Genomic DNA, 24,106 nt, shown 5'->3' with positions numbered 1-24,106 from the left:
TGAGAAGTTCTTGGGTGATAAGTTTAGGATGTTGTGCACTTAACCATAATTTCCAAGGAAGATGTAACGGCACCAAGATTTTGCATTGTGCTTTTTAGAACTAAATGCTAGCTAAATCGGGCAACCTTGCAACACTCACAACTCACCACAAACGACGAAAACAGTGTTTAAGGGTTTGAAGGCTAAACCTCCAGCTAATTCATAGCTTTTTGCAGCATTTACCAGCACAATTTCCTCAAAAATCCCAATCTCCTTCATCTTTTCCGCAACCCTCACCGCAACATCAACTCTTGCGGCGTTAACAACTACTCTCTCAGCGGTGCAAACTTCAAGCATGCACTCAATCCCTTTAGTCCCTCCAAAAAACGCAAGATCAACGTTATGGTTTTCAAGAAACTCTTTTCCGTCGGAGCAAACAACCTCAACATTCTCGAACTTTCTCAGCCTCTCCTGAGCCTGCTTTATGGCTTCAACGCTCAAATCTACAGCATAAGCCTTTGCGACATATGGAGCAAAGAACTCTGTAACAGCACCGCTCCCACAACCAATGTCTGCAAAAATCTTGGATTTGTCTGGCTTTAACTTTGAAAATACCACTCCAATAACCTCAGTTTTTGTGTACTTTCCCATCTTTCCCCCCTCTCACCTCAACCTCAACCGGATACCTCATAACCACTTTGGCCACATCCTGCATGCACCCATCCTCGCAAATCAGCAGAACTTTGTTTCCTTCAATAGCCCTTAAAATTGCCTTTTCAACGACATCTTTTCCCTTCTCACCATCACCCACAACACCAACGAAGTCAAATCCATCCTCTGGAAAGGAAGACAAGACAATCCTTCCACATGGGAAAGTTCTGATTCCGAGCTTTCTTGCCATGTTCCAGCTCAGCCTTTCTCCCTCCCAGACAATTCTTCCGGACTCCATAAAATAAAACTTGTCTCCAACGGCTTTGGCAAGATCGAGGTCGTGTGTGGAAATAACGACTCCCTTACCCTCCTTTTTGAGCATTCTTACAAGCTCGACAATCATGTCAAAGCCGTAACCATCAACGTTGGCTGAAGGCTCGTCCATGATTACGTATTCGGTATTCATGGCCAAGGCAGAGGCTATGGTCAACCTCCTCTTTTCCCCACCGCTCAAAGTGCTGCAGAGCCTCCGCTCGTATCCATTCAGACCGACAGCCTCAAGAGCTTCCCTCACAACCTTTTCAAGCTCCTCTCCATCAATACCGAGATTCTTCGGACCGAAGGCGACCTCCTGCCAGACGGTCGGAGAAAGAATCTGGTCGTCCGGATTCTGAAAAACGTAAAATACCTTCCTCCTCACCTTGAGGAGACTCTTTCTGTCATATTTCAGCCTCTCACCATCGACCGAGACGTATCCTTCATAGGGTCTGAGCAGACCGTTGAAGTGCTCCAGCAGGGTCGTCTTTCCGGCACCATTCTTCCCCATCAGAACCGTAACCACTCCCTTCTCAGCTTTAAAATCCACACCTTTCAGAATGTCCTTCTCACCATACCTGAACCAGAGATTCTCCGTGAGAATCAACCCAACCACCCGGCGAGAACTATTGCTGTAATTATCGAAGCTGAGATGCCAGCACCTCTGCTTCTGGATTGCAGTAGAGGATAGCAACCGCTGTAACACCTCGACTCCAAAGCCTCTTCCATGATCTCAGATCTCCTCAGAGACTTCATAAATGCTGAAAATGCGAGGAGGGAAGCGGTTCTTATCATGTTCCTGAATCCGAGGTAGCCGAGACGCGATGACGCTGCGGTGTCGAGCTTTGATATCTCCTCAAAAAGAATCTGAATTGTTCTATAGATGAGCATAAGCATCTCAACTATAAACTTCGGGATTCTCAGCTTCGATAGTGCAGTGATGAACTCAGGAATGGATGTAGTCATTATTAGGAAGGATAGAACTGACAGGGATGCAGTCGAGCGAAGCAGAACAGAAAAAGCTGTTTCAATGCTTTCGTCAGTGATCCTGAAAATCCAGAAGCTTACCAAAGCCTTTCCATCAATTGTGAGAAGAATTACAACCAACGCTCCCAGAAGAAAGAACGCTGGAACCCGGATTATTCTGATGTATGCTTTCCGGTCAGCGTAAATGCAAAGCGCTGAGAATATCACCGCTGCAAGGATTTGGGAGAACTTTCCAAGAACCATTACAAGTAAAAGGGATAATAAAGCAAGATAAACCTTTAAATCTCCATCCACAACCTTCCTTGACGACATCTGAACGGCTTCAAGCGTTTCGTGCATGTTTCTGTCCTCTGTAGTATCCGAGGAAATAACCAATAAGGGAAGCCCCGATTGCCGCCTGAAGACTGAACAGCAGGCTCTCAATTTCACCACTTGGCGGCTCCCAGATTGGAGAGAACCAAGGCTCGTAATCCGGATTTATTTTTGATATAATCTCCTCCGCCTGCTCGTCTGTCCCGGCCCATTCCTCCGCTTGAGCTGTGACTAAAAGAGCAAAGAGAATGATGAAAAAGACAGCTACCTTCCTGATCATGCTTTTATCACCTCCAGAACGTCACTCCTAACCTCGATGAGATATGAGAACAGCATCACCGCAACGATCCCTTCTACAATTGACAGGGGAACCTGTGTTATTGCGAATACACTCATGAATGTTGCCGCTGAGCTCAGAATCCCCGAAACCCCCTTAGATGAGGGAAAGGCCAGGGCAAGCTGCAGTGATGTCACAACGTAGGTGGCAAGATCAGCAAGCATAGCTGCAACGAAGACGGCAGCCTTAAAGTTATAATCCTTCAAAGCTCTGTAAGCCAACCAACCGACAAACGGGCCAATTATGCCCATTGATGCAGTGTTAGCTCCGAGAGTCGTGATACCGCCGTGAGCCAAAAGCAGTGCCTGATACAGGAGAACGATAATCGAGAGGAAAGCCGTTACAGATGGCCCGAAAAGAATCACAGCAATTCCAGTGCCTGTGGGATGAGAGCAGCTTCCGGTGACTGAAGGAAGCTTCAAAGCCGAGAGTACGAAGATAAATCCTGCAGCAACCGCCACAAGAGACTTCGTAGCCGGTTCTCTGTCTATTAACTTCTTCGTCTTCCATGCCCCGTAAATTGCTATCGGCATGGTAAAAGCGTACCACAAAGCGCTCCACTCAGCGGGAAGAAAACCCTCCATTATGTGCACCAGACCACCTCCTTTGACCTGACATCAAAAAAACTTTATTTAAATTTTTTGGATTTGGAGTAAAGTTTAATTAACTTGGTAGTGGTTGGTGCATAACCTATCATGCCGAGGTGATCTGGTTGCTTTACGGTGTGGGAATTGGACTTACAAGAGAACATCTGACTCTTGAGGCAATCAAGGTCATAGAGAAGGTCGATGAGGTGATAGTTCCAGGAAAAATGGCCTATGAGATTGTTAAAGATATTAGAGAACCGAGAGTCGTGGAGTTCCCGATGGGTAAAAGTGAAGAAGTTGTGAAAAATCTTGCTAAAGAGATTGCCAGAAGGGCAAATGAGGAGATAGCTTTTTGCTGTATCGGTGACCCGGTATTTTACTCCACATTTCGCCATCTCGTTGAGGAGTTGAGAAGAATTAAACTGGACGCCGAAATCATGATTGTCCCCGGAATAAGCAGCATATCAGCAGCCATGGCCCTCACAGAGACTTTCATCAGCAATTCGGCCATAATCTCCACTCCGAACTTTGATGAGGCAGAGGTTGCTGTGATTCTGAAGGTCAAAAATCCAATGGATGTTGAGAGAAAACTCAGAGACATGGGGTTTAGGGAGTTCTTCCTTCTTGAAAGGATGTTTATGGACGGTGAGGTTTTTTACGACGAGATGCCCGAAAAATCGAGCTACTTCAGCGTTCTTGTGGCGAGGAGGTAGTATGAAAGTCTACTTTGTCGGTTTCGGGCCGGGAGATGTTGAGCTTCTCACACTCAAGGCGTACAGGCTTTTGAAGGAAGCTGATCTGATCATATATCCCGGATCAATTATAGAAGAGGAGTTTCTTAGTGAGTTTGAAGGGGAGAAAGTCAACAGTCACGGAATGAAGCTTGAGGAGATTGTTGAAATTATAGAAGGGGCTGTGAAAGAGGGGAAGAAAGTTGTAAGGGTGCAGAGCAGCGATCCGTCTATTTTTGGAGCAATCTGGGAGCAGATAAGGGAGTTGAGGAAAAAGGGAATTGATTGCGAGGTTGTTCCCGGAGTCAGCAGCGTCTTTGCCTCCGCTGCCTCGCTCTGCATAGAACTCACATCACCGTCCATACCCGGCGTGGCAATTGTGAGGCCAGCGGGGAAGACGCTTAAGGAGGACTACCTGGAAGAGCTTGCAAGGCTGCCTCTGACACTCGTCATTCTTCTTGGGGCAGACAGGGTAGAGTATGTAGCGGAGAAGATTTCGAAGGTGAGGGGAGAAGAGGAGCCATGCGCTGTGGTGTTTCACGCTTCCAGAGAGGATGAGGTCAAGATAGTCTCGACACTCGGAAAGATAGCTGAGGAGGTAAGGAAGAGGGGGATAAGGAGGACTGCAACTATAATCGTGGGAAAGGTGGTTGAGGGTTATGATGAAAGGTCACACCTCTACGGATAAAATGAGAATCGCCCTCCTGTGCTTTGAAAAAGATAGGGATAAACTTAAGGAAATTCACGATTTGCTGAAAGGCCATGCTGAAGTCGAATTTGTGCCGTATTCAAGGGACGTTTGGGATAAGTTGATGGCTTACGACTGCATCGTCGCATACCTTGCTGCTGCTATAGTTGTTAGAGGAATTTGCGGAAAATTGAGGAGCAAGTGGTCTGACCCTGCGGTAATCGTGCTCGACAAGCCCCTGAAACATGCTGTTGTGCTGCTTGGAGGGCATCACGGGGGAAATGAGGTTGCTAGGCTTCTTGAAGGTGTTGGGCTGAAAGCGGTGATAACCACAGCCATGGAGTACAGCAACGGACTCAGCTTAGGAGTGGGTTTCAGAAAAAGCGTTAGGGCTGATGAGATTATTGACGCCATAAACAAAGCTCTTTCAGAGATTTGTGCAGAGATTGAGGATGTCAGAGTTATTGCAACTCTCGATGCAAAAAAAGGAAGTGCGATTGTGGAGGTTGCAGACAGGTTGAAAAAGCCCCTTCTCTTCGTTAAAGCTGAAGAGCTCAATTCCATGGAGTTGAGGGAAACCAAGGCGGTAAAAATTGGAGTGAAGAACGTTGCTGAAGGCTGCGCGATTTACGCGTCAAATACCGGCGAGCTTTTGCTTCCGAAAAGAGTTTACGGAGGTGTAACGGTTGCAATCGCAAGGTAAGCTTTACGTCGTTGGCATAGGGCCCGGAAATGTTGAGCTTATGACTTTAAAGGCTAGAAAAGCCATCGAGGAGTCAGAATACGTCGTGGGCTACAAAACTTATGTTGAAAGAATCTCCGATTTGCTTGAGGGTAAGAAGGTTGTAACCACACCGATGAGAAAAGAAGTTGAGAGGGTTGAGATTGCCCTGAATCTTGCGAGGGAGCATGTTGTCTCCCTTATAAGCGGTGGCGATCCATCAGTCTATGGTATACTGCCTCTCGTTGTTGAGTATGTTGTTGAGAACAACCTGGATGTGGCAATTGAGGTTGTTCCTGGTGTTACAGCAGTAAATGCCGCATCGGCACTTCTCGGCTCTCCAATAAGTGGTGACCATGCAGTTGTGAGCCTCAGCGACCTTCTCGTGCCTTGGAGCCAGATAGAAAAGAGGTTAATTTATGCGCTTAAGGGAGATTTTGTCGTCGCAATTTACAACCCTTCTAGCAGGAGAAGGAGGGAAAATCTGAGGAAAGTTTTGAAGCTGATAAGAAAGTTCAGGGGGGATGTGTGGGTAGGAGTCGTGAGAAACGCTTTCAGGGATGGTGAGAGAGTTGCAATAAAGAGAGTTTCGGAGCTTGAAGAGGATGAGGTGGACATGAACACGATTCTGATCGTGGGAAACTCTGAGAGCGTTGCAGCGAGGGGATTTATGTTTACTCCAAGGGGTTACTCGAGAAAATACAAAATTTCGCCAGAACGTAAAAGGGCTAAGATGGGTGCGGAAACAAGAGAGGGTGTGGAGATTGCGAGGAAAAGCGAGGAAATTCTTAAAGCCCTACACACTGAAGAGGGGTTGAAAGGGGATATAGTGAGGAGGTGCATCGCAACCACCGGAGATGTGTCTATCAGGGACGTTTTGAGGTTTAAGGGGGACGTTTACGAGGGTGTGAAGGCTTTGAAGGACGATTGCAGGATAATCGTTGACGTTCGCATGGTAAAGGCAGGTTTGAGGAGGGATTCAATAGCTGCAGTTGATTTTGGTGATGGTGAGAATACAAAGACCGCCTCAGGGTTAAGAAATCTTGAAGATCTGGTTGAAGGGAGCATTGTTGCAATAGGCAACTCACCTTCAGCCGCCCTAGCCTTGTATGAGATTGCTCAAAGCCATCGACCTAGATTTATTGTGGCCACACCCGTTGGTTTTGTGAACGCAGCAGAGTCCAAGGAAGCCATAAGGAGCCTCGAAATCCCGTCGATAACAACTGAAGGGCCGAGAGGAGGAAGCGGAATCTGTGCTGCGATTGTTAACTGCCTGATTGAGCATGCTGAGAGATCCGATTGAGCTTTACGAATACCCCTTCGAATGGCACGGAGGGGATGCAGAGTTGGCTGAGAAGGTCAAATCAGGCCTTTATATTCTCACAGAGGATGGCTTTCTGAGAAGAGGTATAACAACCGGCACAGCAGCTTCGGCGGCACTTGCTGCAGCAATATGCTCTAAGTCCGGTGAGGTCGAGGAGGTTGAGGTTCTCACACCTGTTGGAATTAAAGTCAGAGTGAGGGTAGAGGAGGCTGAAAGTGGCTTTGCGAGGGTCAGGAAGTTTGCCGGAGACCACGAGTTTGATGTAACCAACAACCTCGCTTTCGAGGCTCGTTTAATCGATGCCGGGATAAAGTTCGGTGAGGGAGTGGGTGAGAGGAAAGGAAGAAGGGCTGTCAGCGAATCTGCAATGAGGCAGATTATTAAAAACTTCGAATTCTACAGCAGAAAATTCGGATACAAGGGGGGAGTTGCCATTGAAGTTCCAGATGGGAGAAAGGTAGCCAAGAAGACCGGAAACGAGAGGGTTGGAGTGAAGAACGGAATTTCCATTCTCGGAACTACGGGATTCGTGGAGCCGTGGTGCAGAAAGCTCGTGGAAACCAAGCTGAAAATTGCGATGCAATATAGAAAGATAGCAATAACAACCGGCAGGAGAGCGTGGTTTTATGCTTTGAAAAAATATCCCGACTACCAGCCCTTTGTCTTTGGAGTTCACATAGATGAAGCGTTGAAGCATCCAGGCGAGAAGATTATTGTCGGCTTCCCCGGTTTGCTTTCAATCTGGGCTGGTGGAAGGGATAAGATTCAGGAGAAGGCTGAAAAGGCTGGAGTTAGAGTGGAGGTAATCGAGCATGATATGGGTCGTTGGAGCGGGGATATGCAGGGGACAGATAACTGAGAGAGGTAAAGAACTGCTGAGAAAAGCGGATATAGTTTACGGAAGCAGGAGAGCTTTTGAACTCATCGATTTTGAGTTGAAGGAGAAAAGAGTTCTCAGCAGGTTTGACAGCTCAGTTTTTGAGGAGATTGCAAGGGAGGGGAAAGAGAAAGAAGTCGTTGTGCTCTCCACCGGAGACCCGATGGTGGCTGGACTTGGAAAAAAATTCAGGGAAATGGGAGTAGAGGTGGAGATAGAGCCGGGGATTTCGAGCGTTCAGCTTGCCCTCGCCAAGCTCAAGGTAGACCTTACGGAGGTTGTGGTGGTTGACTGCCACGCAAGAGATTTTGATTCATCGACGCTTGATTTCCTTAAATATCGCCATTTGCTCATTTTGGCTGACAGGAGATTTGACCTCACCAAGCTTGGAGATAGAAAGATTATACTTCTTGAAAACCTCTGTATGGAGGGCGAATCGATTAGAGAGGGTTTTGCAGATTCGGTTGAGGTTAAATCGGATTATGCGATAATTTTTGTTGAAAGTTGATAAGGAGGTGGTAGAATGAAGAAAGGGTTGTTGATTGTTGGGCACGGGAGTCAGCTAAACCATTACAGAGAGGTTATGGAGCTGCACAGGAAGAGGATTGAGGATAGCGGCGCTTTTGATGAGGTAAAAATAGCCTTTGCCGCCAGGAAAAGAAGACCGATGCCCGATGAAGCCATAAGGGAGATGAACTGCGATATCGTTTATGTAGTACCGCTATTCATCTCCTACGGACTGCATGTCACGGAAGATTTACCGGACTTACTCGGGTTTCCGAGAGGGAGAGGGATAAAGGAAGGTGAGTTTGAGGGGAAGAAGGTCGTAATCTGCGAGCCGATTGGTGAGGACTACTTTGTGACGTACGCAATACTCAACTCTGTTTACAGAATCGGGAGAGAATGAGAATAGGGGGTAAGGATGGTAACCATCGCAATGTGGAGTGGGGGGAAGGACAGCAGCCTCGCCTTGTGGAGAGCGTTGAAAGAAACTAACGTTGACAGACTGCTCTGCATGGTTCACGAAGGGAAGGCGAGGGCGCACGGCATTGATGTCGAAATTATCAAAGCTCAGGAGAGGGCGATGGGCAAAGAAATACTCACCGAAGAGACGACGTGGGAAACCTACGAAGAGAGGCTAAAGAACGTCTTCAGAAGGATTGGCGTTAAAAAGGCCATTTTCGGAGACATTTATCTGCAAGAACATCGAGACTGGATAGAGAGGGTTTGCGGTGAGGTGGGGATTGAGCCTGTTTTTCCTCTCTGGAAAGAGGATACGGAAAAGCTGGCAAGAGAGTTCGTTGCTGCGGGATTCGAAGCCTACGTTATTGCAGTGAGGAAGGATTTGAAGGAGATTCTTGGTAAAAAGTTTGATGAACAGTTAATCGATTTTGCGTTGGAAAATGGAGTTGACCCCTGCGGGGAGAACGGTGAGTTTCACACACTTGTTGTTGACGGGCCAATATTCAAAGAGAGGGTTGTAGTAGAGTTTGGAGGGGTTTATGAGGGCGAAAGATACTATCATTTGAGGGTAAAAGTTCCGAATTTTATTTAATCCAAGGAATTTTAATTTTACTAAAAATGAGAATAACCTCTGAACTCAACCTCGAACGTTTTCCCGTTAAACTCAGCAAAAACTCCACCGCCTTTCTCAACCCTGCCTATTCTAATACCGTCCTCACTGCTTTTCGCCGTATAAACGAGTTCGAAGTCACCACCACCGTAAAGAAACAGCTCAAGCGGTTTTCTCGCACCGCTCAGGTGAGAGAGGTCAATGTTGTCTATCACGATTTTAACGTTGCTGCTCTGGCTGATTTGATGCAAGCTGACAGCAAGGCTATCGCTGACGTCCGTCATTGATGAAGCATAGCGGGCGATTCTCATCCCCTCCTCAATTCTGGGAACTGGAGTGTAGAGTTTCTCCGCATAGGGCAGTTCATCCCTTTTTGCCCCGTTTTCAAGCATTTCGAGGCACAGCTGGGCTTTTCCGGGAAGGTCTGTTATGAAAACATTTTCTCCCCCTCTTGCCCCCTTTCTTGTTATGTGCCTCTTCGCCTCTCCTATGGCAAAGCCAGCTATTGTTGTCACTTCACTAAAATCTATGTCCCCTCCAACAATCTTGATACCGTATCTGTCGGCAACCTTCTTCATCCCTTTAAGTATTTCCTCAAAGTATTCGGTGGACTTAAGGGAAATGGAGCTGAGAAAGTAGAGGGGTTTGGCTCCACAAGCGGCAATATCTGAAAGAGTGACGGCAATTGCCATCCAGCCCATCTCCTCAGGAAGCATGTATGGTGGGAAGTCGCTTATCTCGTTAACAGTGTCGCAGGTCAGCACGACTAATCTGTTTCCAATCTTGACGTATGCAGCATCGTGCTTTCCCGCGGGAGTGATAACATCTTCATTTCCAAATAAGCGTTCAACGATCTTTATGAGATCGAACTCTTTCATATTCGCACAAAACGCGACTCGTAACATAAAGGCTTGTGTAACTCTCTGTACCAAGACTGATTTCTTTGAAATTTCCAAGCTCGCTGAGAGTTTCTTCAAAGAAATCGCCGTGCGGAAATGCACCGACGCAGATTGTCACATCGTCTTCAAGCATATCTCCAAAATCAACTACATCTCCTTTTTCTCTGAAAAGCAAAACCTCTTTATTTTCGGCAACATCTCTCAGCTTGAGATCAACGAACTCAATCAACGTCGTTTCTGAAACTATCTTCCTCTCAACGAAAAGCTTCTCCATCAGTCCAACAAAGCGGTTATAGTTCCTCGGAAGTCGAGTTTTGCGGTTTATCCAGATCAGCTCACCGTTGATTGTGTGCACGTAAACTTCAAAGTCCTCCACGGGTGAGTCAAGAAGGAGGAGGAGGCACTGGTGGATTATGTCCGGCCTCCCTCTCTTTTCCCGGAATCTCAGCGATTTCATTGCCGAGTGGTGTTTTGAGTCATCCAGCAGAATCCTGGATGGACTCTTTCCCCTCCTTCTCGCATCAGCCCTTACCGCTGGGTGGTTGCGTATTTCTTCCGGAACGAGTTCGAGCGATGCCTCAAGAAAGACGAATGCACTCCCCACAGAGGAAATGGAGCAAAAAAGTTTAAGTTCTTTTCTCAAGAACTTATTCTGTGAATGAACTTTTAAGGAGAGCAGCAGAGATTGCGAGACAAATTTTGAAGCACGAAGAGGTTTTAGTCGTAACTCACATCGATGCGGACGGCATAACAGCCGGAACGATTGCCCACACTTCTTTGCTGAGAGCAGGCATTGAAAGCAGAATAAAATTTGTAAAGCAGCTCGATGAGGTCGAAATTGAGACAATAAAGGACAAGAACACTTTTGTCTGGTTTACTGACATTGGAAGCGGCGTTATCGACCTGCTGGAAGGTATTGAGTTTGCCATAACCGACCACCACGTTCCGCAACGCTCCCATCCAATGCAGCTCAATCCACACGATTTTGGCTACGATGGGGCTTTTGAGCTAAGCGGTGCCACAACGACGTACCTTGTGTCTAGGTATCTGCGAAATGGGACTACTCTGTTTGATTACGAAATTGACAACTCTGACCTTCTGCCAATCTCAATCGTCGGAGCTGTTGGTGATTTGCAAGACTCAAGGTGGGGAATGCTAAAGGGTCTTAACCGGGAAATAGTAATGGAGGGTAAAAGGAAAGGCCAGATAGAAATAATACGCGACCTGAGATTTTTCGGCAAGCAGACGAGACCCGTTGCAAAGATGCTTGAGTACAACTCCGATCCGTTTATTCCGGGAATTACTGGCAACGAGGCTGGTGTTCTGAATCTTCTGGACAGTCTTGGTGTGGATCCGTGGGTAAGGTGGATAGACCTTGAGATTGACAAGAAGAGAAAGGTCGTTTCCGCTTTAGTGGGCTTGGCAATGGATTTTGGAATCCCCTACACGAGCATTCTGAGGATGGTCGGAGAGTGTTACATCCTCATTAACGAGGAGGAGGGGACGGAGAAGAGAGACGCAATGGAGTTCTCCACACTGCTAAACGCAACGGCCAGATACAATGAGGCAGAGGTGGGGATGGGCGTTTGCCTCGGTGATGTGAGAGCTTACAGAAGGGCGAGAACGCTTCTGCAGAACCACAGAAGGAACCTTTCGGATGGAATAAAGTTCGTTGACAGGGAAGGGATTGAGGAGCTTGAGAACATTCAGTATTTCCATGCAAGAGACAACATACCCGATACAATCGTCGGAATCGTTGCGGGGATGTGCTTTTACAAGGGAAACAGGGAGAAGCCGATAGTAGCATTTGCGGAAAGTGATAAGGGTGTGAAGGTGTCTGCAAGGGCGACCTACAGACTTGTCGAGAAGGGAGTGCATCTGGCAAAGGCCCTTAAGAAAGCTGCAGAGTCTGTTGGAGGAGTCGGAGGGGGACACAGTGTTGCAGCCGGGGCTACAATTCCAGAAGGGAAAGAGGATGAGTTTTTGAAGATTCTCGACAGAGTAATAGGAGAGCAATTGAAGAGGTAAGGTCTTTAACCCAGAAGAGAAATTAAAATTATGGAACTTATAAGCGAGAACGTAAGGGCAGCTATGTGCTACACCCTTGGCTTCGTAACCGGAGTGCTGTTTTTATTCGACAGGAGTCCGTTCGTTAGATTTCATGCTATCCAGTCAACTCTAACTTTCTCAACGATAGCAGCTCTGGTTATTCTCCTTCCCGTGATTCCCGGTGGAGTTATACTCTCAAGAATCGTAATGGCCTTCAGTATCATCCTCTGGGCATTCTGCATCGTCAAGGCAAGTCGCGGAGAGGCGTTTAAGCTGCCTATTTTTGGAGACATTGCTGAAGAGCAGTTGAGCCCTAACTACACCTAACTCACATAACTGAAACAAAAACTATTTCTACCTCCTTTTACACTATATATGATTGGTGATCGGATGAGGCGATTCAACTGGCGCAAGTTTAGAAGAAAGGGCATGAGAAAGCTTTTTAGCAAGGATGAAAAGCTCCTTGAGAGCAATGTCGGAGAGATAAAAACTGTGAAGAGTGGAGAAAGCATAAAGGAAATCTCTAAGGAAGTCCTGCCTGAAGAATGAAGCTGAAAATAAAGTTTGTCGGTTTTGAAATTAAAGAGACTGAGGTTGATGTGAACGGGCAAAGCTACTCGGAGATACTTGAATCGCTCGGCATCAATCCCGAAACGGTTGTGGTGGTGAGGGACAACCTCCCCGTTCCGGTGGATGAGAAAGCAGAGGGAGGGGAGATAAAGGTTGTAAGAGTAATTTCGGGAGGTTAGGTTTTTAAATATTTTTTCATTAATTTAAATTTTCCACAAAACGTATAGAATAAAACGTTATAAAAGTTTTTCATGTGAAATATAGCAGTAAAACTTATAAAAGATGTTGATTACCGCTAATAAGGGAGTGATGTCTCATGCACAAAGAAGAAATAATCCTGCTGCACCTGACCCTCTACAACATTAAAAAGCTTTTTGAGAATGCAGGCATTGCCAACGGCCACTTCAGGGCCTATGACGAACTGGGCGTTCAGCCCGTACACATCCACAAAAGCAAAACTGAACACAAAAAGGCCATTTCTCTTCTTTGTAAGGGTATTTCCGAGATTTTCAGGGAGCGCAGCCCGGAGGATTTGATGGAGAGTGAAAGCATAAGGTTTGTAATCCAATCTATTGCACCTGAGATGTGCGAGCCATGAGGTACGCATCTTCCCCGTCGCTGTAGTAGCCATTGATCACATCGATGATTTCAAATCCAAATTTTTTGTACAGTTTTTGAGCCTGAACGTTTGAAACCCTCACTTCGAGCAGTATCTTCCTCTTCCCCCTTCCTTCGAGCCTTTTAATCGCTTCCGAAAGAAGCATCTTTCCTATTCCCATCCCCCTGAACTCTTTTCTTACGGCAAAGGCTATTATCTTTCCAGTGAACTCGTCGATATCCATTGTAACAATGTATCCGGCTATTTTGGAACCTATATCCGCAACAAGCAAGTCGGAACCGTAGGTTATGTAAACATAAACGTCGTAGGCAGGATTGCGTGGGGAAAAAGCCTCCTTATCTATCTCGAGGATTTCTTTGAAATCTTTGTGAGTGTAGTCTCTTATCGCTACAGTCTGCACAAAACTTAATTGTTCGTTTAGGATATAAAAATTGTTCATGCTGCAGGTTGCTGACTACATCGCAGAGAACTACAGCGGGAAGGTGGTGGAGGTAGGAGTAGGAAGGTTTACGGCAGTGGCAGAGATTCTGGCAAAAAGGGGTTTTGAGGTTGTCGTGACTGATATAGTCAAAAGAGATGTTCCGGAAGGGTGCAGGTTTTACTTAGATGATATCACAAGCCCCAAAATTCAAATTTATAAAGGAGCGTCTCTAATCTACTCGATCCGACCACCACCTGAGCTTTTTTCCGCAATACTGATGGTCTCGCAAAAAATTGGGGCAGACTGCATCATCAAACCCCTCTATGGGGACTACATGGACGCAAAAATCGTAAACTACAAGGGTGTGCAGTTCTACCTTGTAAGGAGGGAGGAATATGATTAAAGAGATTGAGGTTGAGCTGGACGGTTTTGGGGATATGACTGACATAACGGATGAGGTGAAGAATTTTGTTAAAGAGAGCGGTGTTGAGAGTGGAGCGGTTCCTGTATTCAGCATTGGAAGCACAGGGGCCATAACGACCATTGAATATGAACCGGGTTTGAAAAAAGACCTTCCAAGAATCATGGAAAAAATCGCTCCTTATGGAGAGCACTACGAGCACCACAAAACCTGGGGAGATGACAACGGCTCAGGGCATGTTAAGGCGAGCATAGTCGGCCCCTCTGTTGTTGTACCCTTCCAAAACAAGCGGCTGATTCTGGGGACGTGGCAGCAGGTTGTCGTTATAAACTTCGACACCAGAAGGAGAAAAAGGAAAGTATTGCTTCAGATTCTGAGGTCATGCTGACCAAGCTCTACCTGAAAAAGAAATTCGAGGAGTACTACTCGAAAAACGATATTGGGCTACCGAGGGAGTTTAGAAAGCGGGAATTCGCCTTCGTTCCGCTCGAATCGCTACCGGACTTTGTGATGCACAGGCACATATCCTTCAGCTCTGAAACTGATTTCAAAGCTTACGTTCTTTCCAACATCCCAGCTCACATCTACTTCTCTTCCGCATACTACGAAAAGCCTGCAGAGAGCAGGATGGAGGATAAGGGCTGGCTGGGGGCGGACTTTATTTTCGACATAGATGCGGATCACCTTCCTGTAAAAACCAAATCTTTTGAGAGAGCGCTTGAAATGGCCAAGAGGGAGATAAAGAAGCTTACAGCCATTCTCCGGGCTGATTTTGGAATAAAAGATATGAAAACTTACTTTTCTGGTGGTAGAGGTTATCATGTCCACGTCCACGATGAGGAGTTTCTCTCACTTGGGAGTGCGGAAAGGAGAGAGGTTGTTGATTACCTACGCCTCAATTCGCCGAGAATAGTTGTTGATGGAAGAGTTGTGGATTCAAATGCGGCGAGAAGAATTCTGAACTACCTCATGAAAAAAATTGAGTCGGATGAAATGCTGGCCAAGAAGCTCAAAATTTCATCTGCAGATTTGAAAAAAGAGAAGCTCCCCAAGAAAGTAGTTCAAGCTATAGAAAAGTTTGATTACACACTCCTCAGCGTTCACATCGACGCTCCGGTCACGGCAGACATCAAGAGGCTGATCAGACTTCCAGGGAGCCTTCACGGGAAGACCGGGCTGAGAGTGACGGAAGTTGAGGATATCGACAGCTTCGACCCCCTCAAAGATGCCGTCGCCTTTGGCGATGAGGAGGTAACTCTGAAAACGACAAAAAGAGTCAAACTGAGGATTGGTGATTTCAAGGGGAGGATATATCCGGGCAGAGTGAAGCTTCCCGAGTACGCTGCAGTGTTTTTGATATGCAGGGGACTTGCGAGCTACGAATCTTAGACCTTTTTGACTGCCGAGATTAGCTTGACGTTCATAACACCTCTCGCAGCCGAAATTTTATCAACAAGTACTTTTATCCTCTCCATTTTTCCCTTGACGAGTATCATCTCAAGACACTGGTCCTCGTTGAGGTGTATGTGCGTGCTTGAGGTGATAATTTCGTGAAAGTCGTGCTGCAGGTCGATGAGCAAGTCGCTGACACCCTTTACGTGGTGGTCATAAAGCACAACTAAAACGCCCACAACCTCTCCTTTTTCGCTCTCAAGCCACCTGTACTCGGTTATGTAAGTCCGAATCGCATCTCTGATGGCTTCACTCCTTGATGAGTAGCCTCTGGTGGAGATTATTCTGTCGAACTCGTCGAGGAGGTTTTTCGGCAGACTCACACCGATTCTTGTTATTCCCTCTTCCATGCATAACTTCGTTCAGAAATTTATAAAAAAGTATTCCTGATTTTTTAAAATTGAAGAATTTATAAAAAGTCAAACTATTATGAAACTCAACGGAGAATCCTGATAATTTCCCCCATTCCCTTGCTCCTCCCCTCTCTGAAGATGAACTTTTGCCCCTCGTAAACGAAGTGGGGGTAGTATTTAAACCGCATTCTCACAACTCCCCTGTCTCCCGACTTGAGATAATCTCGATCCATCTCCACAAATGTCACAGTCTCCGAGATTGTTTCAACGTGCATAACAGGCTCGTAACCTGCACTGATTAGAGTTGGATGGGTAAAGACGTACACCTCAGCTTCGAATTCCCAGACTGCTCTCGGCTCCTTTTTGCTTATTACCATCCCCCTTCTTAGCTCATCGTATCTCGCACCCTTTAACGCCACCCCGACTATGTCTCCGGGCTTGGCTTTGTCTATCCTGTAGTGGTGCATCTCTATGCTCTGAACCCTTACCTTCCTGAAGCTGCCATCTTGTAGAGGGCCTATGTAAACCTCCTCCCCTTCAACAAGCTCTCCGCTTTTCACACTCCCGCTAACAACCGTCCCGACCCCTGTTACTCTGTAAATCTTGTCTATGTACATGAGGAAGTCGGCATCTGACGTGTAGCGTTTTGGCAGGTGCAGAAGAATCTCCTCAAGGATGTCGTAACCTTCCAGCGTTACTGCAGAGGTTATGATGATGGGGACAAGAAGCTTGTTGGTGTTGAGCATCTCAGCAGCTTTCTTGGCATCGAGCTTTGATTTCAGAACGGTTGGCACCCTTCCCACCCTTCTGAGAGCTGCGGATATCTCGTTCAAAACCTGGTTTAGCTTAGCGTCGTCGACCATATCGACCTTCGTCACTGCTACAATGACGGGCAAATCCATTGCAAGCATAATCCCAAGATGCTCCTTGGTCGTTCTCATCACTCCATCGTTCGCGGCAACCACGAGAAGGCCGTAATCGACCTTCTGCCCCAGCAGACCTCTGATGGTTGTTCTGAGCCACGGCTCATGCCCGACTGTATCAACGAAGCTTACCAGCTTGTCTGCAGTCTCCACAACCATTGCCTTCTCAGTCTTGCTGGTTGGATTTTTCATTCTGAGGACTTCTCCATCCCTGTATCCGAATACTGCAAAGCTTATTTCGGCACTCAGCCCCCTCTCTATTTCGTGCTTAAGAACATCGAGGTAAACCCTCGTTGCTCCATCACCATCATCAGGTTTTCCGGTGATTAGGCAGCCAACAAGCGTTGATTTGCCGTGGTCAACATGTCCTGCAGTACCAATAAGGATGTGCTCCTTTGCCTTCGGCTTCCTGACCTCCACAACACCAACATAGCTCCCATTAACTTCGTATCGCTCAACGGAGGTTATCTCAGCCTCAATTTCTTCAGCAAGCTTTTCTAAAACTTCAAGAGTTTCAGAGAACTTTTTGTCGTCAAGTCCTTTAAGCTCCCCGCTGTCAGAAACGCCGACAACGTAGAGAGCCACGCCCTTGCCCATTATAATCCTGTGGTTCATCTGGCAGGCAAGCTGCCTGAATCTTCCCTCTCTCAGGTGGAAGGAGTTTAAAAACTCCTTGAACTCTACGTTCTCTCCTTCTCCTCTCTCCAAGAGTTTGAGGATTTTTTCCACAATTAAATTTCTCGGTTCGGGATTTAATTTTTTCCAGTTAATCACCAAACCTTTTTAATGTCTGTGCAGAATAAACACAATGAATCCGCTGGAAACGGAGATTGGCGGTCTGAGGATGAAAAACCCTCTCATGCTCGCAAGCGGGATTTTGGGTAGTAAAGTTCACTCTCTTAATCTTATTGCGAGAGATGCTGGGGCAGTTGTTGCGAAGTCGGTTGGGCTGGAGGAGAGGGAAGGCTACAGGAACCCGACGGTTGTCAACTGGAGATGCGGTCTGATAAATGCAATTGGCCTCGCCTCGCCTGCTGCAAGAGACTTTGCTGAAGAGTTGAAAGATTACACGAACGAATCCCCCCTTATTGTGAGCCTTTACGGATACTCCGTTGATGAGTTCGTGGAGCTTGTCAGAATTTTCGACTCTGCTTTACCATATCTACACGGCTACGAACTCAATCTGAGCTGTCCGCACGTGAAGGGGGCTGGTCTTGATCTGGGGATGGATTTGGAACTCTCATCGGAAATAGTCGAGGAGCTGAAGAGGAAAACGAGTCATCAGGTTTTTGCAAAGCTCTCAGCCTTGCACGACTACATACGCCTTGCGAAAGCTCTCGAAGATGCAGGAGTGGATGGAGTAGTCATCTCCAACACGCTCAGGGGGATGAAGATAGACATTCTTTCAGGAAGGCCCGTTCTAAGCAACATTTCGGGTGGTGTCAGCGGGCCAGCAATAAAGCCAGTTGCCTTAAAATGCGTTTACGACCTCTACAAGGAGGTTGAAGTTCCGATAATCGGCTGTGGAGGCATTACAAGTTTTGAGGATGTTCTTGAGTTCATCATGGCGGGGGCAAAGGCTGTGCAGATAGGTTCAGCAGTCTATTACAGCCGAAGAATCTTCTACAGTCTAAAGGAGAGTCTGATAGCTTTTGCGAGAGCAAGAGAATGTACTATCTCTGACCTTGTCGGTATCGCTCATAACTCAACTGGCTGAGAGAGCAAAGGACTTTTCAGCATTTTTTCAAAAAAGTTTTCATCTTTCAGAACTGCCCTTGCCGCGGAAGCCATCTTTGCTCCCGACCTGATGATCTTCTCCCCGCTTTCAATGTCGACAAAGGAGTTGTTTCCTATAACATTGCCAATCTTCGCCATCCTTTCGATCAGCGAGAAATCACACCCACCTCCCGGAATCATCGCATCCAGATGGATCGCGAGGCATCCGGCATCGAAGAGCTTTTTGGCGAGCCTCTCGTAGTCCAGTTCGTGCCCACCCCTTATTTTCACGAACGTTGGCACAATTTTCGAGACTCGGCTGACAATCTCCACCAATTTCCCGCTGTGAAACAGCAACCACTCTCCACATCCAATTTCCACAAATTCCGGCTGTCTGCAGTGTGCATTTACTTCAAGAATGCCATCGTAGCTTTCCACGAGTTCTGCAGCCTCCAGATACCCTTCAAGAGATGATGACCTGACGTTTACAGCAAAATTCCTTTTCCCAAGCTTTCTTATCTCATTCTCTATCTCGTCTATTCCAAAGAGGAACTCCTTTCTCCCCCTCCTGACAGCCTTCTTGGCAGCTTCAATAGCTTTTCTGTCAGCATTAAATCCTCCGAGTATTACCAATGCTGCCCTCTGCCTTCTGCAAAAATCCGCGTTGTTTATTCCGGCCATCGCGGATAAAACGAGGCGGTTTTCAAACCTCATACTTCAGTTCGTTGAGCCTTAAAATCCCGTCGAAAACTCTGTTTGCACCGCCCGTCATGTATGCTGTGCCCTCAGTCAAATCGATTTTAAGCAAACCGCCCTTCGTCACCACATTTACCGTATTTCCAACAAGGCCGAGCTTGTTGGCTATTGCGGCAACAGCCACGCTGCCCGTCCCGCAGCTGAGCGTTTCATCTTCAACGCCCCGCTCGTACGTTCTGATTCTGATAATGTTCCCTCCTTCAACCTTTGCGAAGTTTACGTTAGTTCCCTCCGGGAATATCTCTGCATACCTAATTTTTCTCGCCATAGGGATTATGTCGAAGTCGAGGTCGTCAACAAATGCAACGACGTGTGGAACTCCGGTGTTGGCAGCATAAACTCTTAATTTTTTGCCTTCATGCTCGAACTCATACCCCCAAACGTCAGCTGTTGCGGGAATCTCCTCCTTTTTGAACTTAGGCTTCCCAATGTCAACCTTAACCCACCATCCATCGTCATTCCGCGTAACCTCAAGCTCAAGAATCCCTGCGAGCGTTTCCACCTTCAGCCTCTCCCCCGCGTAACCTTCCTCCACCACGTAGCGGGAGAAACACCTGATACCGTTTCCGCACATCTCAGCCTCGCTGCCGTCGCTGTTGAAGTACCTGAACCTGACGTCCGCTTTATCTGAAGGCTGGACGAAGAGTGCACCATCAGCCCCGACGCCGAAGTTCCTGTGGCATACTGCCCTGACGAACCTCGGCTTATCTTCTTCCCTGACAACCACTCCGTTGAACTCATCAATCAAAATGAAGTCGTTTCCGTTGCCGTGCATCTTTGTAAAGGCTATGCGCATGAAGCTAGTATGGGGGAGACTTTTAAAGGTTCTTGGCTACTTTTTCTGTGAAGGTTGGAGTTGTCTTGAATCCTCACGCTGGCGGAGGCTTTGATGATTCAAAGAAGGCCAAAGTAACTGAGGTTCTGAAAAAGCTTGATGGGGACTTCGTTACGACGAGCAGGATAGCGAAAATGCTTGGAATTGAGGCGGAGGTCATCCATCTGGAGGAGACAGATACGAGGCTTGACACCTTAAATCTGGTGCGAATGCTTGACGGGAATGTGGACGTTATTGCAGTGTTTGGGGGGGATGGGACGGTAAGCGATGCAGCTTCTGCAAGACCAAAAACACCCTTACTCTGCATAGGCATCGGAACAACTAACGTAAGTCCAGCTCTCTGTCCGGCAGACTTCGAGAAGCTCAGGGAGGTTGAAATGAGAGGATTGGTTGTGAAATTTAAGGAGGATGAAAGGGTTGCGTTCAATGACGTCGTTGTCGGTTCGACAATACTCTCCACTGTTGAAGGCAAAAAGGTTCAGGTGGATGCACGCAGCTTTATGAAAGGTGAAAAAGTCATAGCCAGGCCAAGAAAGTTCAGGGCTAAGGTGGAGGTTGGAGATAAGGTTGTTGAGGGTGTTTTTGGCAATATATTTGTGGGCATGACAGATATGAGGTTCCTCGGTAAGGGAATAGCGGGAGGTACTTCCCTATCAGCGTTTCTCGGCTTTAAAGGAGTTGTCGCCTGCATCAGCGAAGGCATAGTTGTTTCAACGTACACGAAGGATGATTTGAGAAGAATAGAACCAATTGTAACCACCACCATCAGTTTTGATGATGAAACTGTAAAGATAAGCGCTGAAGAAGTAGTTTCCTGCGATGGCAACCCGCTGGGTGTTGGTGAAGTGGAGGTTAGGATAGAGGACGATGTGGTGAAGGTAATGAAACCTTTTAATGGGCAGGGGTAAGAAAGAGATGATGAACGTTTGCATCGCCGGTGCGGCAGGAGATGGAGTCAGAGGTGGTGGAGTAATTCTCGGAAAAATCTTCAGCGAACTCGGCTACAGTGTTTTCGTCTATCAGGAATATCAGTCAAGAATAAGGGGAGGGTATAATGCGAGCGTTGTGAGAGCTTCAGAGAGGGAGATCGACTCTCACGCTTACTACTACGATGCCCTGATATGTCTGCAGGATTACGTTTTTGAAAGACATGTTGATAGGTTGAGGGGTTTGTTGATCTGCGATTCATCTTTCAGCCTTGATCATGATAGGAAAGTTGAGTTTCCAATCAGTGAAACGGTAAAGAAGTTGAACCTGCCCGACGTTTCCAGAAACATTGCTGCTATCTCTGTCTTTTGTAAATTGTTTGGGGTTGATATTGAAGTGCTGGAGAAAGTAATTCGAGAGAGCTTTGGTGAGAGGGGCGAACGAAATATTGAAGCTGTTAAAGCCGTTTACGAGGATCTCAACGTTTCCATAGGCCAGATGCAACGGGTTGGTGAAAGAAAAGAGCTTGTTTCAGGGGCAAAGGCGATTGCCGAGGGTATGCTGAATGCAGGGTTGAAGTTTTACTATGCCTACCCCATGACTCCTGCCTCACCAATACTCCACATTCTTGCTGCGGATAGTAGATGCATTGCCCTGCAGCCAGAGAACGAGATTGCCGCAATTATGATGGTCATAGGAAGCGCTTTTGGTGGTGAGAGGGCTGCAGTTGGTACGAGTGGTGGTGGATTCGCCTTAATGAGCGAAAGCATAAGTCTTGCTGGAATGGCTGAGATACCTGTTTTGATAATCCTTGCCCAGAGGAGCGGGCCTTCTACTGGAATGGCCACATTCACAGCGCAGCAGGACCTTTACTTTGCCCTCAACCCTGCTCATGGAGAGTTTCCACTCATAGTTGCCTCTCCTTTAACGATTGAGGACTCTTACAAACTTGCCGGAGATCTTCTGAACCTTGCCTGGGAGTTCCAGACTCCCGCGATACTTCTGACTGAGAAGCACATGACAGAGAGTTATACCACAGCAAAGCTTGGAGGCGTGGTGAAGAAAGAGGTGGAGATTTTCAGGGAGAAGTGCAGCGAGGTTTTCGAGAGGTATAAAATAACTGAGAGTGGCATCTCTCCATACGCTTCGCCCCCAGCTTTGGTCAAGGCAAACAGCAACGAGCACGACGAGTACGGCTTTGCGACCGATGATGCTGAAATTGCCACCAAGATGTATGCGAAAAGGATGAGGAAAGAGAAAGAAATAGCAAAGGTTGTTGAAAACCTTGAGCCTTTTGTGGAGATGAAGAACGGGAAAGACTGGATTGTGACATGGGGCAGCAATTTTGGGGCTGTGAAGGAAGTTGCGGAAGAACTGGGATTCAGTGTTGCCGCAGTCAGGTTTATGAGACCTCTCTTCTTACCAAAAATCAGTGGAGAGATGTTCTGTGTGGAATGCAACTACGCAGGACTTCTCGCGAAACTGCTTGAGGCTGAAGGTCTTGAAGTAAAAAGGATTCTCAGGTGGGATGGTAGGCCGTTCACACCTGAAGAAATAAGGAGGGAGATTGAGAGATGGGCAGAATAAGCTGGTGTCCTGGGTGTGGGAACTTTGCAATTCTGAAAGCCTTTGAAAAAGCCAGTAGGAGGGTAATCGAGGAGGGGTACGATGTTGCTGTGTCATCCGGCATAGGCTGCCACGGAAAAATCTCCGACTACCTCAATCTCCCGAGTTTTCACGTCATTCACGGTAGAGTTCCACCATTCTTGACTGGTTTAAAGCTCGCAAATCCAAACCTCATTGTTGTAGGATTTTCTGGAGACGGTGATGGCCTGAATGAGGGTGTTGAGCACCTTGTTCATGCAGCGAGAAGAAACACAGATATCGCAATAATCCTGCACAACAACGGCGTTTTTGGGCTTACAACAGGGCAGGTTACCGCTACCTCTCCAAAAGGCAGAAAGAGTAGATCAACACCTTACGGAAATCCAGAGTACCCGATAAACGCATGCCAGCTAATGCTTGCAAGCGGAGCTACCTTTGTGGCGAGGGTCTTTGCCGGAGAACAGAAGAAAATGGCTGAGGTTTTTTACCGAGCGATGAAGCACAGGGGCTTTTCTTTTGTGGAGGTTTTGCAGCCATGTGTGAGCTTCAACAACTTCTGGGATCTCCGCAAAGAGGTTTTCTGGGTTGAAAAGGCTGAGAGCGTTCATGAGGCCATGCGGAAGTGTGAGGATGTCAGGGCATGCGGTATTTTTTATGCCGAGGAGAAGGAAACCTACGAGGATGCTGTATGGAGGTCTATGTTCTAAGGCTCGGACACAGGCCGGAAAGGGATAAGCGCATTTCAACACATGTCGCCCTGACTGCAAGGGCCTTCGGGGCGAAGGGGATATATTTCGACGTTGAGGACAAATCGGTCTTTGAAAGTGTACGGGATGTCGTTGAGAGGTGGGGTGGGGATTTTTTCATCGAGGCGGTAAACTGGAAAAAGCTTCTTAGGACATTTGAAGGATTGAAAGTTCACCTAACGATGTACGGCATACCCTTACCTCAAAAGGTGGAGAGGATAAAGAAAGCTGACAGAGTTCTTGTGATTGTTGGGGCAGAGAAGGTTCCGCCAGAAGTGTACGAGATGTGCGACCTGAACATTTCAATAGGCACCCAACCACACAGCGAGGTTGCTGCTCTGGCGGTTTTCCTCGACAGAGTTCTTGGGAAGGTCTTTGATATAAGTTTTGAAGACGCAAAAATCAGGGTGATTCCGAGCGAGAGGAGTAAGAAGGTTGTTTCAGATTAGCTCTATTTCAATTCTGTCCTTGGTTGCTTCAATTCTCTTCAGCCTTTTTGCAATCTCAAACCTCAATCTGTCCGGCACTCGCTCATCAGCGGTCTTTACACCAATCCTGTCAAGAATGAAGCTGAAGAGGAGATTGCTGTTGTAGAACAGTAACGCTGAGAAGCCTAAATCAAGGTAAATCCTGAAGTTCTGTTCACCCATCATCAAATCGTAGCCTCTTTCCCTGAGCCATTCTTCAAATTCATCCATCGAGAGCTTCACGAACTTTGTTGAAAGGGGTGTT

33 protein-coding genes are annotated in these 24,106 nt (G+C 47.1%); 20 read left to right on the top strand and 13 right to left on the bottom strand.

Annotated elements, in window-relative coordinates; translation table 11 throughout:
• Positions 1 to 135 precede the first annotated feature (135 nt).
• The 5 genes from H0Z19_RS02195 to cbiM are packed head-to-tail and all read right to left on the bottom strand — an operon-like array spanning position 136 to position 3,174.
• Positions 136 to 630, bottom strand: a complete 495-nt coding sequence (locus H0Z19_RS02195; protein WP_290723366.1) for a methyltransferase domain-containing protein — start codon at positions 628 to 630, stop codon at positions 136 to 138.
• Positions 608 to 1,552: an ATP-binding cassette domain-containing protein gene (locus H0Z19_RS02190; protein WP_290723364.1), complete on the bottom strand. Its 945-nt coding sequence runs from the start codon at positions 1,550 to 1,552 to the stop codon at positions 608 to 610. Before H0Z19_RS02190 ends, H0Z19_RS02195 begins: the two co-directional genes overlap by 23 nt.
• Positions 1,549 to 2,271: a cobalt ECF transporter T component CbiQ gene (cbiQ, locus tag H0Z19_RS02185; protein ID WP_290723361.1), complete on the bottom strand. Its 723-nt coding sequence runs from the start codon at positions 2,269 to 2,271 to the stop codon at positions 1,549 to 1,551. Before cbiQ ends, H0Z19_RS02190 begins: the two co-directional genes overlap by 4 nt.
• On the bottom strand, positions 2,255 to 2,524 hold the full coding sequence (locus H0Z19_RS02180; protein ID WP_290723359.1) for an energy-coupling factor ABC transporter substrate-binding protein: 270 nt from the start codon (positions 2,522 to 2,524) through the stop codon (positions 2,255 to 2,257). The genes cbiQ and H0Z19_RS02180 overlap by 17 nt, the downstream gene beginning before the upstream one ends.
• Positions 2,521 to 3,174: a cobalt ECF transporter S component CbiM gene (gene cbiM, locus H0Z19_RS02175; protein ID WP_365892218.1), complete on the bottom strand. Its 654-nt coding sequence runs from the start codon at positions 3,172 to 3,174 to the stop codon at positions 2,521 to 2,523. The genes H0Z19_RS02180 and cbiM overlap by 4 nt, the downstream gene beginning before the upstream one ends.
• A gap of 110 nt (positions 3,175 to 3,284) precedes the next feature.
• Here cbiM and H0Z19_RS02170 point away from each other — a divergent pair, with 110 nt between their 5' ends.
• From H0Z19_RS02170 to H0Z19_RS02135, 8 genes are read left to right on the top strand one after another with little or no spacing between them, the layout of a single operon-like run.
• Positions 3,285 to 3,881 (top strand): SAM-dependent methyltransferase, encoded by a 597-nt coding sequence (locus H0Z19_RS02170; RefSeq protein WP_290723357.1) that lies wholly within the window; start codon positions 3,285 to 3,287, stop codon positions 3,879 to 3,881.
• Between the two features lies 1 nt (position 3,882).
• Positions 3,883 to 4,587, top strand: coding sequence for an SAM-dependent methyltransferase (locus H0Z19_RS02165; protein WP_290723355.1), 705 nt, complete (start codon positions 3,883 to 3,885; stop codon positions 4,585 to 4,587).
• Positions 4,559 to 5,290, top strand: coding sequence for a cobalamin biosynthesis protein (locus tag H0Z19_RS02160; RefSeq protein ID WP_290723353.1), 732 nt, complete (start codon positions 4,559 to 4,561; stop codon positions 5,288 to 5,290). Before H0Z19_RS02165 ends, H0Z19_RS02160 begins: the two co-directional genes overlap by 29 nt.
• Positions 5,274 to 6,611, top strand: coding sequence for a precorrin-3B C(17)-methyltransferase (cobJ, locus tag H0Z19_RS02155; RefSeq protein ID WP_290723351.1), 1,338 nt, complete (start codon positions 5,274 to 5,276; stop codon positions 6,609 to 6,611). Before H0Z19_RS02160 ends, cobJ begins: the two co-directional genes overlap by 17 nt.
• On the top strand, positions 6,592 to 7,491 hold the full coding sequence (locus tag H0Z19_RS02150; RefSeq protein WP_290723349.1) for a cobalt-precorrin-5B (C(1))-methyltransferase: 900 nt from the start codon (positions 6,592 to 6,594) through the stop codon (positions 7,489 to 7,491). Before cobJ ends, H0Z19_RS02150 begins: the two co-directional genes overlap by 20 nt.
• The gene (locus H0Z19_RS02145; protein ID WP_290723346.1) at positions 7,445 to 8,017 is read left to right on the top strand and encodes a cobalt-precorrin-7 (C(5))-methyltransferase; all 573 of its coding nucleotides are present in this window, start codon (positions 7,445 to 7,447) and stop codon (positions 8,015 to 8,017) included. Before H0Z19_RS02150 ends, H0Z19_RS02145 begins: the two co-directional genes overlap by 47 nt.
• A gap of 15 nt (positions 8,018 to 8,032) precedes the next feature.
• Entirely contained in the window at positions 8,033 to 8,416 is a 384-nt protein-coding gene (cbiX, locus tag H0Z19_RS02140; protein ID WP_290723344.1) for a sirohydrochlorin cobaltochelatase, read from the top strand.
• 15 nt (positions 8,417 to 8,431) lie between these two features.
• Positions 8,432 to 9,064, top strand: coding sequence for a diphthine--ammonia ligase (locus H0Z19_RS02135; RefSeq protein ID WP_290723342.1), 633 nt, complete (start codon positions 8,432 to 8,434; stop codon positions 9,062 to 9,064).
• A 20-nt stretch (positions 9,065 to 9,084) separates the two neighbouring features.
• On the opposite strand, the gene thiL is transcribed toward H0Z19_RS02135, so the two are convergent.
• Together thiL and H0Z19_RS02125 are read right to left on the bottom strand one after the other, a co-directional pair.
• On the bottom strand, positions 9,085 to 9,960 hold the full coding sequence (thiL, locus tag H0Z19_RS02130; protein WP_290723340.1) for a thiamine-phosphate kinase: 876 nt from the start codon (positions 9,958 to 9,960) through the stop codon (positions 9,085 to 9,087).
• A complete protein-coding gene (locus tag H0Z19_RS02125) occupies positions 9,929 to 10,585 on the bottom strand; it encodes a 16S rRNA methyltransferase (protein ID WP_290723339.1) in 657 nt (218 codons plus the stop codon). The genes thiL and H0Z19_RS02125 overlap by 32 nt, the downstream gene beginning before the upstream one ends.
• Positions 10,586 to 10,635: 50 nt before the next feature.
• On the opposite strand from H0Z19_RS02125, the gene H0Z19_RS02120 reads away from it, so the two are divergent.
• The 4 genes from H0Z19_RS02120 to H0Z19_RS02105 all read left to right on the top strand — a co-directional run bounded on the left by H0Z19_RS02120 (position 10,636) and on the right by H0Z19_RS02105 (position 13,198).
• Entirely contained in the window at positions 10,636 to 12,009 is a 1,374-nt protein-coding gene (locus H0Z19_RS02120) for a DHH family phosphoesterase (protein ID WP_290723337.1), read from the top strand.
• A 30-nt stretch (positions 12,010 to 12,039) separates the two neighbouring features.
• Entirely contained in the window at positions 12,040 to 12,357 is a 318-nt protein-coding gene (locus tag H0Z19_RS02115) for a DUF4870 domain-containing protein (RefSeq protein WP_290723335.1), read from the top strand.
• Between the two features lie 218 nt (positions 12,358 to 12,575).
• Entirely contained in the window at positions 12,576 to 12,779 is a 204-nt protein-coding gene (locus H0Z19_RS02110) for a MoaD/ThiS family protein (protein WP_290723333.1), read from the top strand.
• 137 nt (positions 12,780 to 12,916) lie between these two features.
• A complete protein-coding gene (locus H0Z19_RS02105; protein WP_290723331.1) occupies positions 12,917 to 13,198 on the top strand; it encodes a UPF0058 family protein in 282 nt (93 codons plus the stop codon).
• On the opposite strand, the gene rimI is transcribed toward H0Z19_RS02105, so the two are convergent.
• Positions 13,170 to 13,619 (bottom strand): ribosomal protein S18-alanine N-acetyltransferase, encoded by a 450-nt coding sequence (rimI, locus tag H0Z19_RS02100; protein ID WP_290723329.1) that lies wholly within the window; start codon positions 13,617 to 13,619, stop codon positions 13,170 to 13,172. The two genes, H0Z19_RS02105 and rimI, sit on opposite strands and share 29 nt — an antisense overlap.
• A gap of 37 nt (positions 13,620 to 13,656) precedes the next feature.
• Here rimI and H0Z19_RS02095 point away from each other — a divergent pair, with 37 nt between their 5' ends.
• The 3 genes from H0Z19_RS02095 to priS are packed head-to-tail and all read left to right on the top strand — an operon-like array spanning position 13,657 to position 15,450.
• Complete coding sequence (locus tag H0Z19_RS02095) at positions 13,657 to 14,043, top strand: UPF0146 family protein (RefSeq protein WP_290723327.1); 387 nt, start codon at positions 13,657 to 13,659, stop codon at positions 14,041 to 14,043.
• Positions 14,036 to 14,449, top strand: coding sequence for a secondary thiamine-phosphate synthase enzyme YjbQ (locus H0Z19_RS02090; protein WP_290723325.1), 414 nt, complete (start codon positions 14,036 to 14,038; stop codon positions 14,447 to 14,449). The genes H0Z19_RS02095 and H0Z19_RS02090 overlap by 8 nt, the downstream gene beginning before the upstream one ends.
• Entirely contained in the window at positions 14,443 to 15,450 is a 1,008-nt protein-coding gene (gene priS, locus H0Z19_RS02085) for a DNA primase catalytic subunit PriS (RefSeq protein ID WP_290723323.1), read from the top strand. Before H0Z19_RS02090 ends, priS begins: the two co-directional genes overlap by 7 nt.
• Here the strand turns inward: priS and nikR are convergent.
• Together nikR and H0Z19_RS02075 are read right to left on the bottom strand one after the other, a co-directional pair.
• Positions 15,447 to 15,863, bottom strand: coding sequence for a nickel-responsive transcriptional regulator NikR (gene nikR / locus H0Z19_RS02080; RefSeq protein ID WP_290723321.1), 417 nt, complete (start codon positions 15,861 to 15,863; stop codon positions 15,447 to 15,449). The two genes, priS and nikR, sit on opposite strands and share 4 nt — an antisense overlap.
• An 86-nt stretch (positions 15,864 to 15,949) precedes the next feature.
• Complete coding sequence (locus H0Z19_RS02075) at positions 15,950 to 17,518, bottom strand: GTPBP1 family GTP-binding protein (protein ID WP_290723319.1); 1,569 nt, start codon at positions 17,516 to 17,518, stop codon at positions 15,950 to 15,952.
• A gap of 79 nt (positions 17,519 to 17,597) precedes the next feature.
• On the opposite strand from H0Z19_RS02075, the gene H0Z19_RS02070 reads away from it, so the two are divergent.
• Entirely contained in the window at positions 17,598 to 18,506 is a 909-nt protein-coding gene (locus tag H0Z19_RS02070; RefSeq protein ID WP_290723317.1) for a dihydroorotate dehydrogenase, read from the top strand.
• On the opposite strand, the gene H0Z19_RS02065 is transcribed toward H0Z19_RS02070, so the two are convergent.
• Both H0Z19_RS02065 and dapF read right to left on the bottom strand, forming a co-directional pair.
• Positions 18,488 to 19,219, bottom strand: a complete 732-nt coding sequence (locus tag H0Z19_RS02065; protein WP_290723315.1) for an MJ0144 family RNA dihydrouridine synthase-like protein — start codon at positions 19,217 to 19,219, stop codon at positions 18,488 to 18,490. The genes H0Z19_RS02070 and H0Z19_RS02065 overlap by 19 nt on opposite strands.
• On the bottom strand, positions 19,209 to 20,057 hold the full coding sequence (gene dapF, locus H0Z19_RS02060; protein ID WP_290723312.1) for a diaminopimelate epimerase: 849 nt from the start codon (positions 20,055 to 20,057) through the stop codon (positions 19,209 to 19,211). The genes H0Z19_RS02065 and dapF overlap by 11 nt, the downstream gene beginning before the upstream one ends.
• Before the next feature lie 47 nt (positions 20,058 to 20,104).
• Here dapF and H0Z19_RS02055 point away from each other — a divergent pair, with 47 nt between their 5' ends.
• The 4 genes from H0Z19_RS02055 to H0Z19_RS02040 are packed head-to-tail and all read left to right on the top strand — an operon-like array spanning position 20,105 to position 23,823.
• On the top strand, positions 20,105 to 21,004 hold the full coding sequence (locus H0Z19_RS02055; RefSeq protein WP_290723310.1) for a diacylglycerol kinase family protein: 900 nt from the start codon (positions 20,105 to 20,107) through the stop codon (positions 21,002 to 21,004).
• Between the two features lie 7 nt (positions 21,005 to 21,011).
• Positions 21,012 to 22,610, top strand: a complete 1,599-nt coding sequence (locus H0Z19_RS02050; protein ID WP_290723308.1) for a 2-oxoacid:acceptor oxidoreductase subunit alpha — start codon at positions 21,012 to 21,014, stop codon at positions 22,608 to 22,610.
• Positions 22,598 to 23,335, top strand: coding sequence for a thiamine pyrophosphate-dependent enzyme (locus tag H0Z19_RS02045; protein WP_290723307.1), 738 nt, complete (start codon positions 22,598 to 22,600; stop codon positions 23,333 to 23,335). The genes H0Z19_RS02050 and H0Z19_RS02045 overlap by 13 nt, the downstream gene beginning before the upstream one ends.
• Entirely contained in the window at positions 23,317 to 23,823 is a 507-nt protein-coding gene (locus H0Z19_RS02040) for a tRNA (cytidine(56)-2'-O)-methyltransferase (RefSeq protein WP_290723306.1), read from the top strand. The genes H0Z19_RS02045 and H0Z19_RS02040 overlap by 19 nt, the downstream gene beginning before the upstream one ends.
• Here the strand turns inward: H0Z19_RS02040 and H0Z19_RS02035 are convergent.
• The gene (locus H0Z19_RS02035; RefSeq protein ID WP_290723304.1) at positions 23,815 to 24,084 is read right to left on the bottom strand and encodes a hypothetical protein; all 270 of its coding nucleotides are present in this window, start codon (positions 24,082 to 24,084) and stop codon (positions 23,815 to 23,817) included. The two genes, H0Z19_RS02040 and H0Z19_RS02035, sit on opposite strands and share 9 nt — an antisense overlap.
• Positions 24,085 to 24,106 lie beyond the last annotated feature (22 nt).

Source organism: Archaeoglobus sp. (genome assembly GCF_017656475.1).
Taxonomy (GTDB): Archaea; Halobacteriota; Archaeoglobi; order Archaeoglobales; family Archaeoglobaceae; genus Archaeoglobus.
This window is presented reverse-complemented; position numbering and strand designations above follow the sequence as displayed.

Coding starts and splice junctions, on each gene's coding strand:
- H0Z19_RS02195 (WP_290723366.1), bottom strand. CDS start 630: ATGGGAAAGTACACAAAAACTGAGGTTATTGGAGTGGTATTTTCAAAG.
- cbiQ (WP_290723361.1), bottom strand. CDS start 2,271: ATGCACGAAACGCTTGAAGCCGTTCAGATGTCGTCAAGGAAGGTTGTG.
- H0Z19_RS02180 (WP_290723359.1), bottom strand. CDS start 2,524: ATGATCAGGAAGGTAGCTGTCTTTTTCATCATTCTCTTTGCTCTTTTA.
- H0Z19_RS02165 (WP_290723355.1), top strand. CDS start 3,883: ATGAAAGTCTACTTTGTCGGTTTCGGGCCGGGAGATGTTGAGCTTCTC.
- H0Z19_RS02160 (WP_290723353.1), top strand. CDS start 4,559: ATGATGAAAGGTCACACCTCTACGGATAAAATGAGAATCGCCCTCCTG.
- H0Z19_RS02150 (WP_290723349.1), top strand. CDS start 6,592: ATGCTGAGAGATCCGATTGAGCTTTACGAATACCCCTTCGAATGGCAC.
- H0Z19_RS02145 (WP_290723346.1), top strand. CDS start 7,445: ATGATATGGGTCGTTGGAGCGGGGATATGCAGGGGACAGATAACTGAG.
- cbiX (WP_290723344.1), top strand. CDS start 8,033: ATGAAGAAAGGGTTGTTGATTGTTGGGCACGGGAGTCAGCTAAACCAT.
- H0Z19_RS02135 (WP_290723342.1), top strand. CDS start 8,432: ATGGTAACCATCGCAATGTGGAGTGGGGGGAAGGACAGCAGCCTCGCC.
- thiL (WP_290723340.1), bottom strand. CDS start 9,960: ATGAAAGAGTTCGATCTCATAAAGATCGTTGAACGCTTATTTGGAAAT.
- H0Z19_RS02115 (WP_290723335.1), top strand. CDS start 12,040: ATGGAACTTATAAGCGAGAACGTAAGGGCAGCTATGTGCTACACCCTT.
- H0Z19_RS02110 (WP_290723333.1), top strand. CDS start 12,576: ATGAAGCTGAAAATAAAGTTTGTCGGTTTTGAAATTAAAGAGACTGAG.
- H0Z19_RS02105 (WP_290723331.1), top strand. CDS start 12,917: ATGCACAAAGAAGAAATAATCCTGCTGCACCTGACCCTCTACAACATT.
- H0Z19_RS02095 (WP_290723327.1), top strand. CDS start 13,657: ATGCTGCAGGTTGCTGACTACATCGCAGAGAACTACAGCGGGAAGGTG.
- H0Z19_RS02090 (WP_290723325.1), top strand. CDS start 14,036: ATGATTAAAGAGATTGAGGTTGAGCTGGACGGTTTTGGGGATATGACT.
- priS (WP_290723323.1), top strand. CDS start 14,443: ATGCTGACCAAGCTCTACCTGAAAAAGAAATTCGAGGAGTACTACTCG.
- nikR (WP_290723321.1), bottom strand. CDS start 15,863: ATGGAAGAGGGAATAACAAGAATCGGTGTGAGTCTGCCGAAAAACCTC.
- H0Z19_RS02070 (WP_290723317.1), top strand. CDS start 17,598: ATGAATCCGCTGGAAACGGAGATTGGCGGTCTGAGGATGAAAAACCCT.
- H0Z19_RS02065 (WP_290723315.1), bottom strand. CDS start 19,219: ATGAGGTTTGAAAACCGCCTCGTTTTATCCGCGATGGCCGGAATAAAC.
- dapF (WP_290723312.1), bottom strand. CDS start 20,057: ATGCGCATAGCCTTTACAAAGATGCACGGCAACGGAAACGACTTCATT.
- H0Z19_RS02050 (WP_290723308.1), top strand. CDS start 21,012: ATGATGAACGTTTGCATCGCCGGTGCGGCAGGAGATGGAGTCAGAGGT.
- H0Z19_RS02045 (WP_290723307.1), top strand. CDS start 22,598: ATGGGCAGAATAAGCTGGTGTCCTGGGTGTGGGAACTTTGCAATTCTG.
- H0Z19_RS02040 (WP_290723306.1), top strand. CDS start 23,317: ATGGAGGTCTATGTTCTAAGGCTCGGACACAGGCCGGAAAGGGATAAG.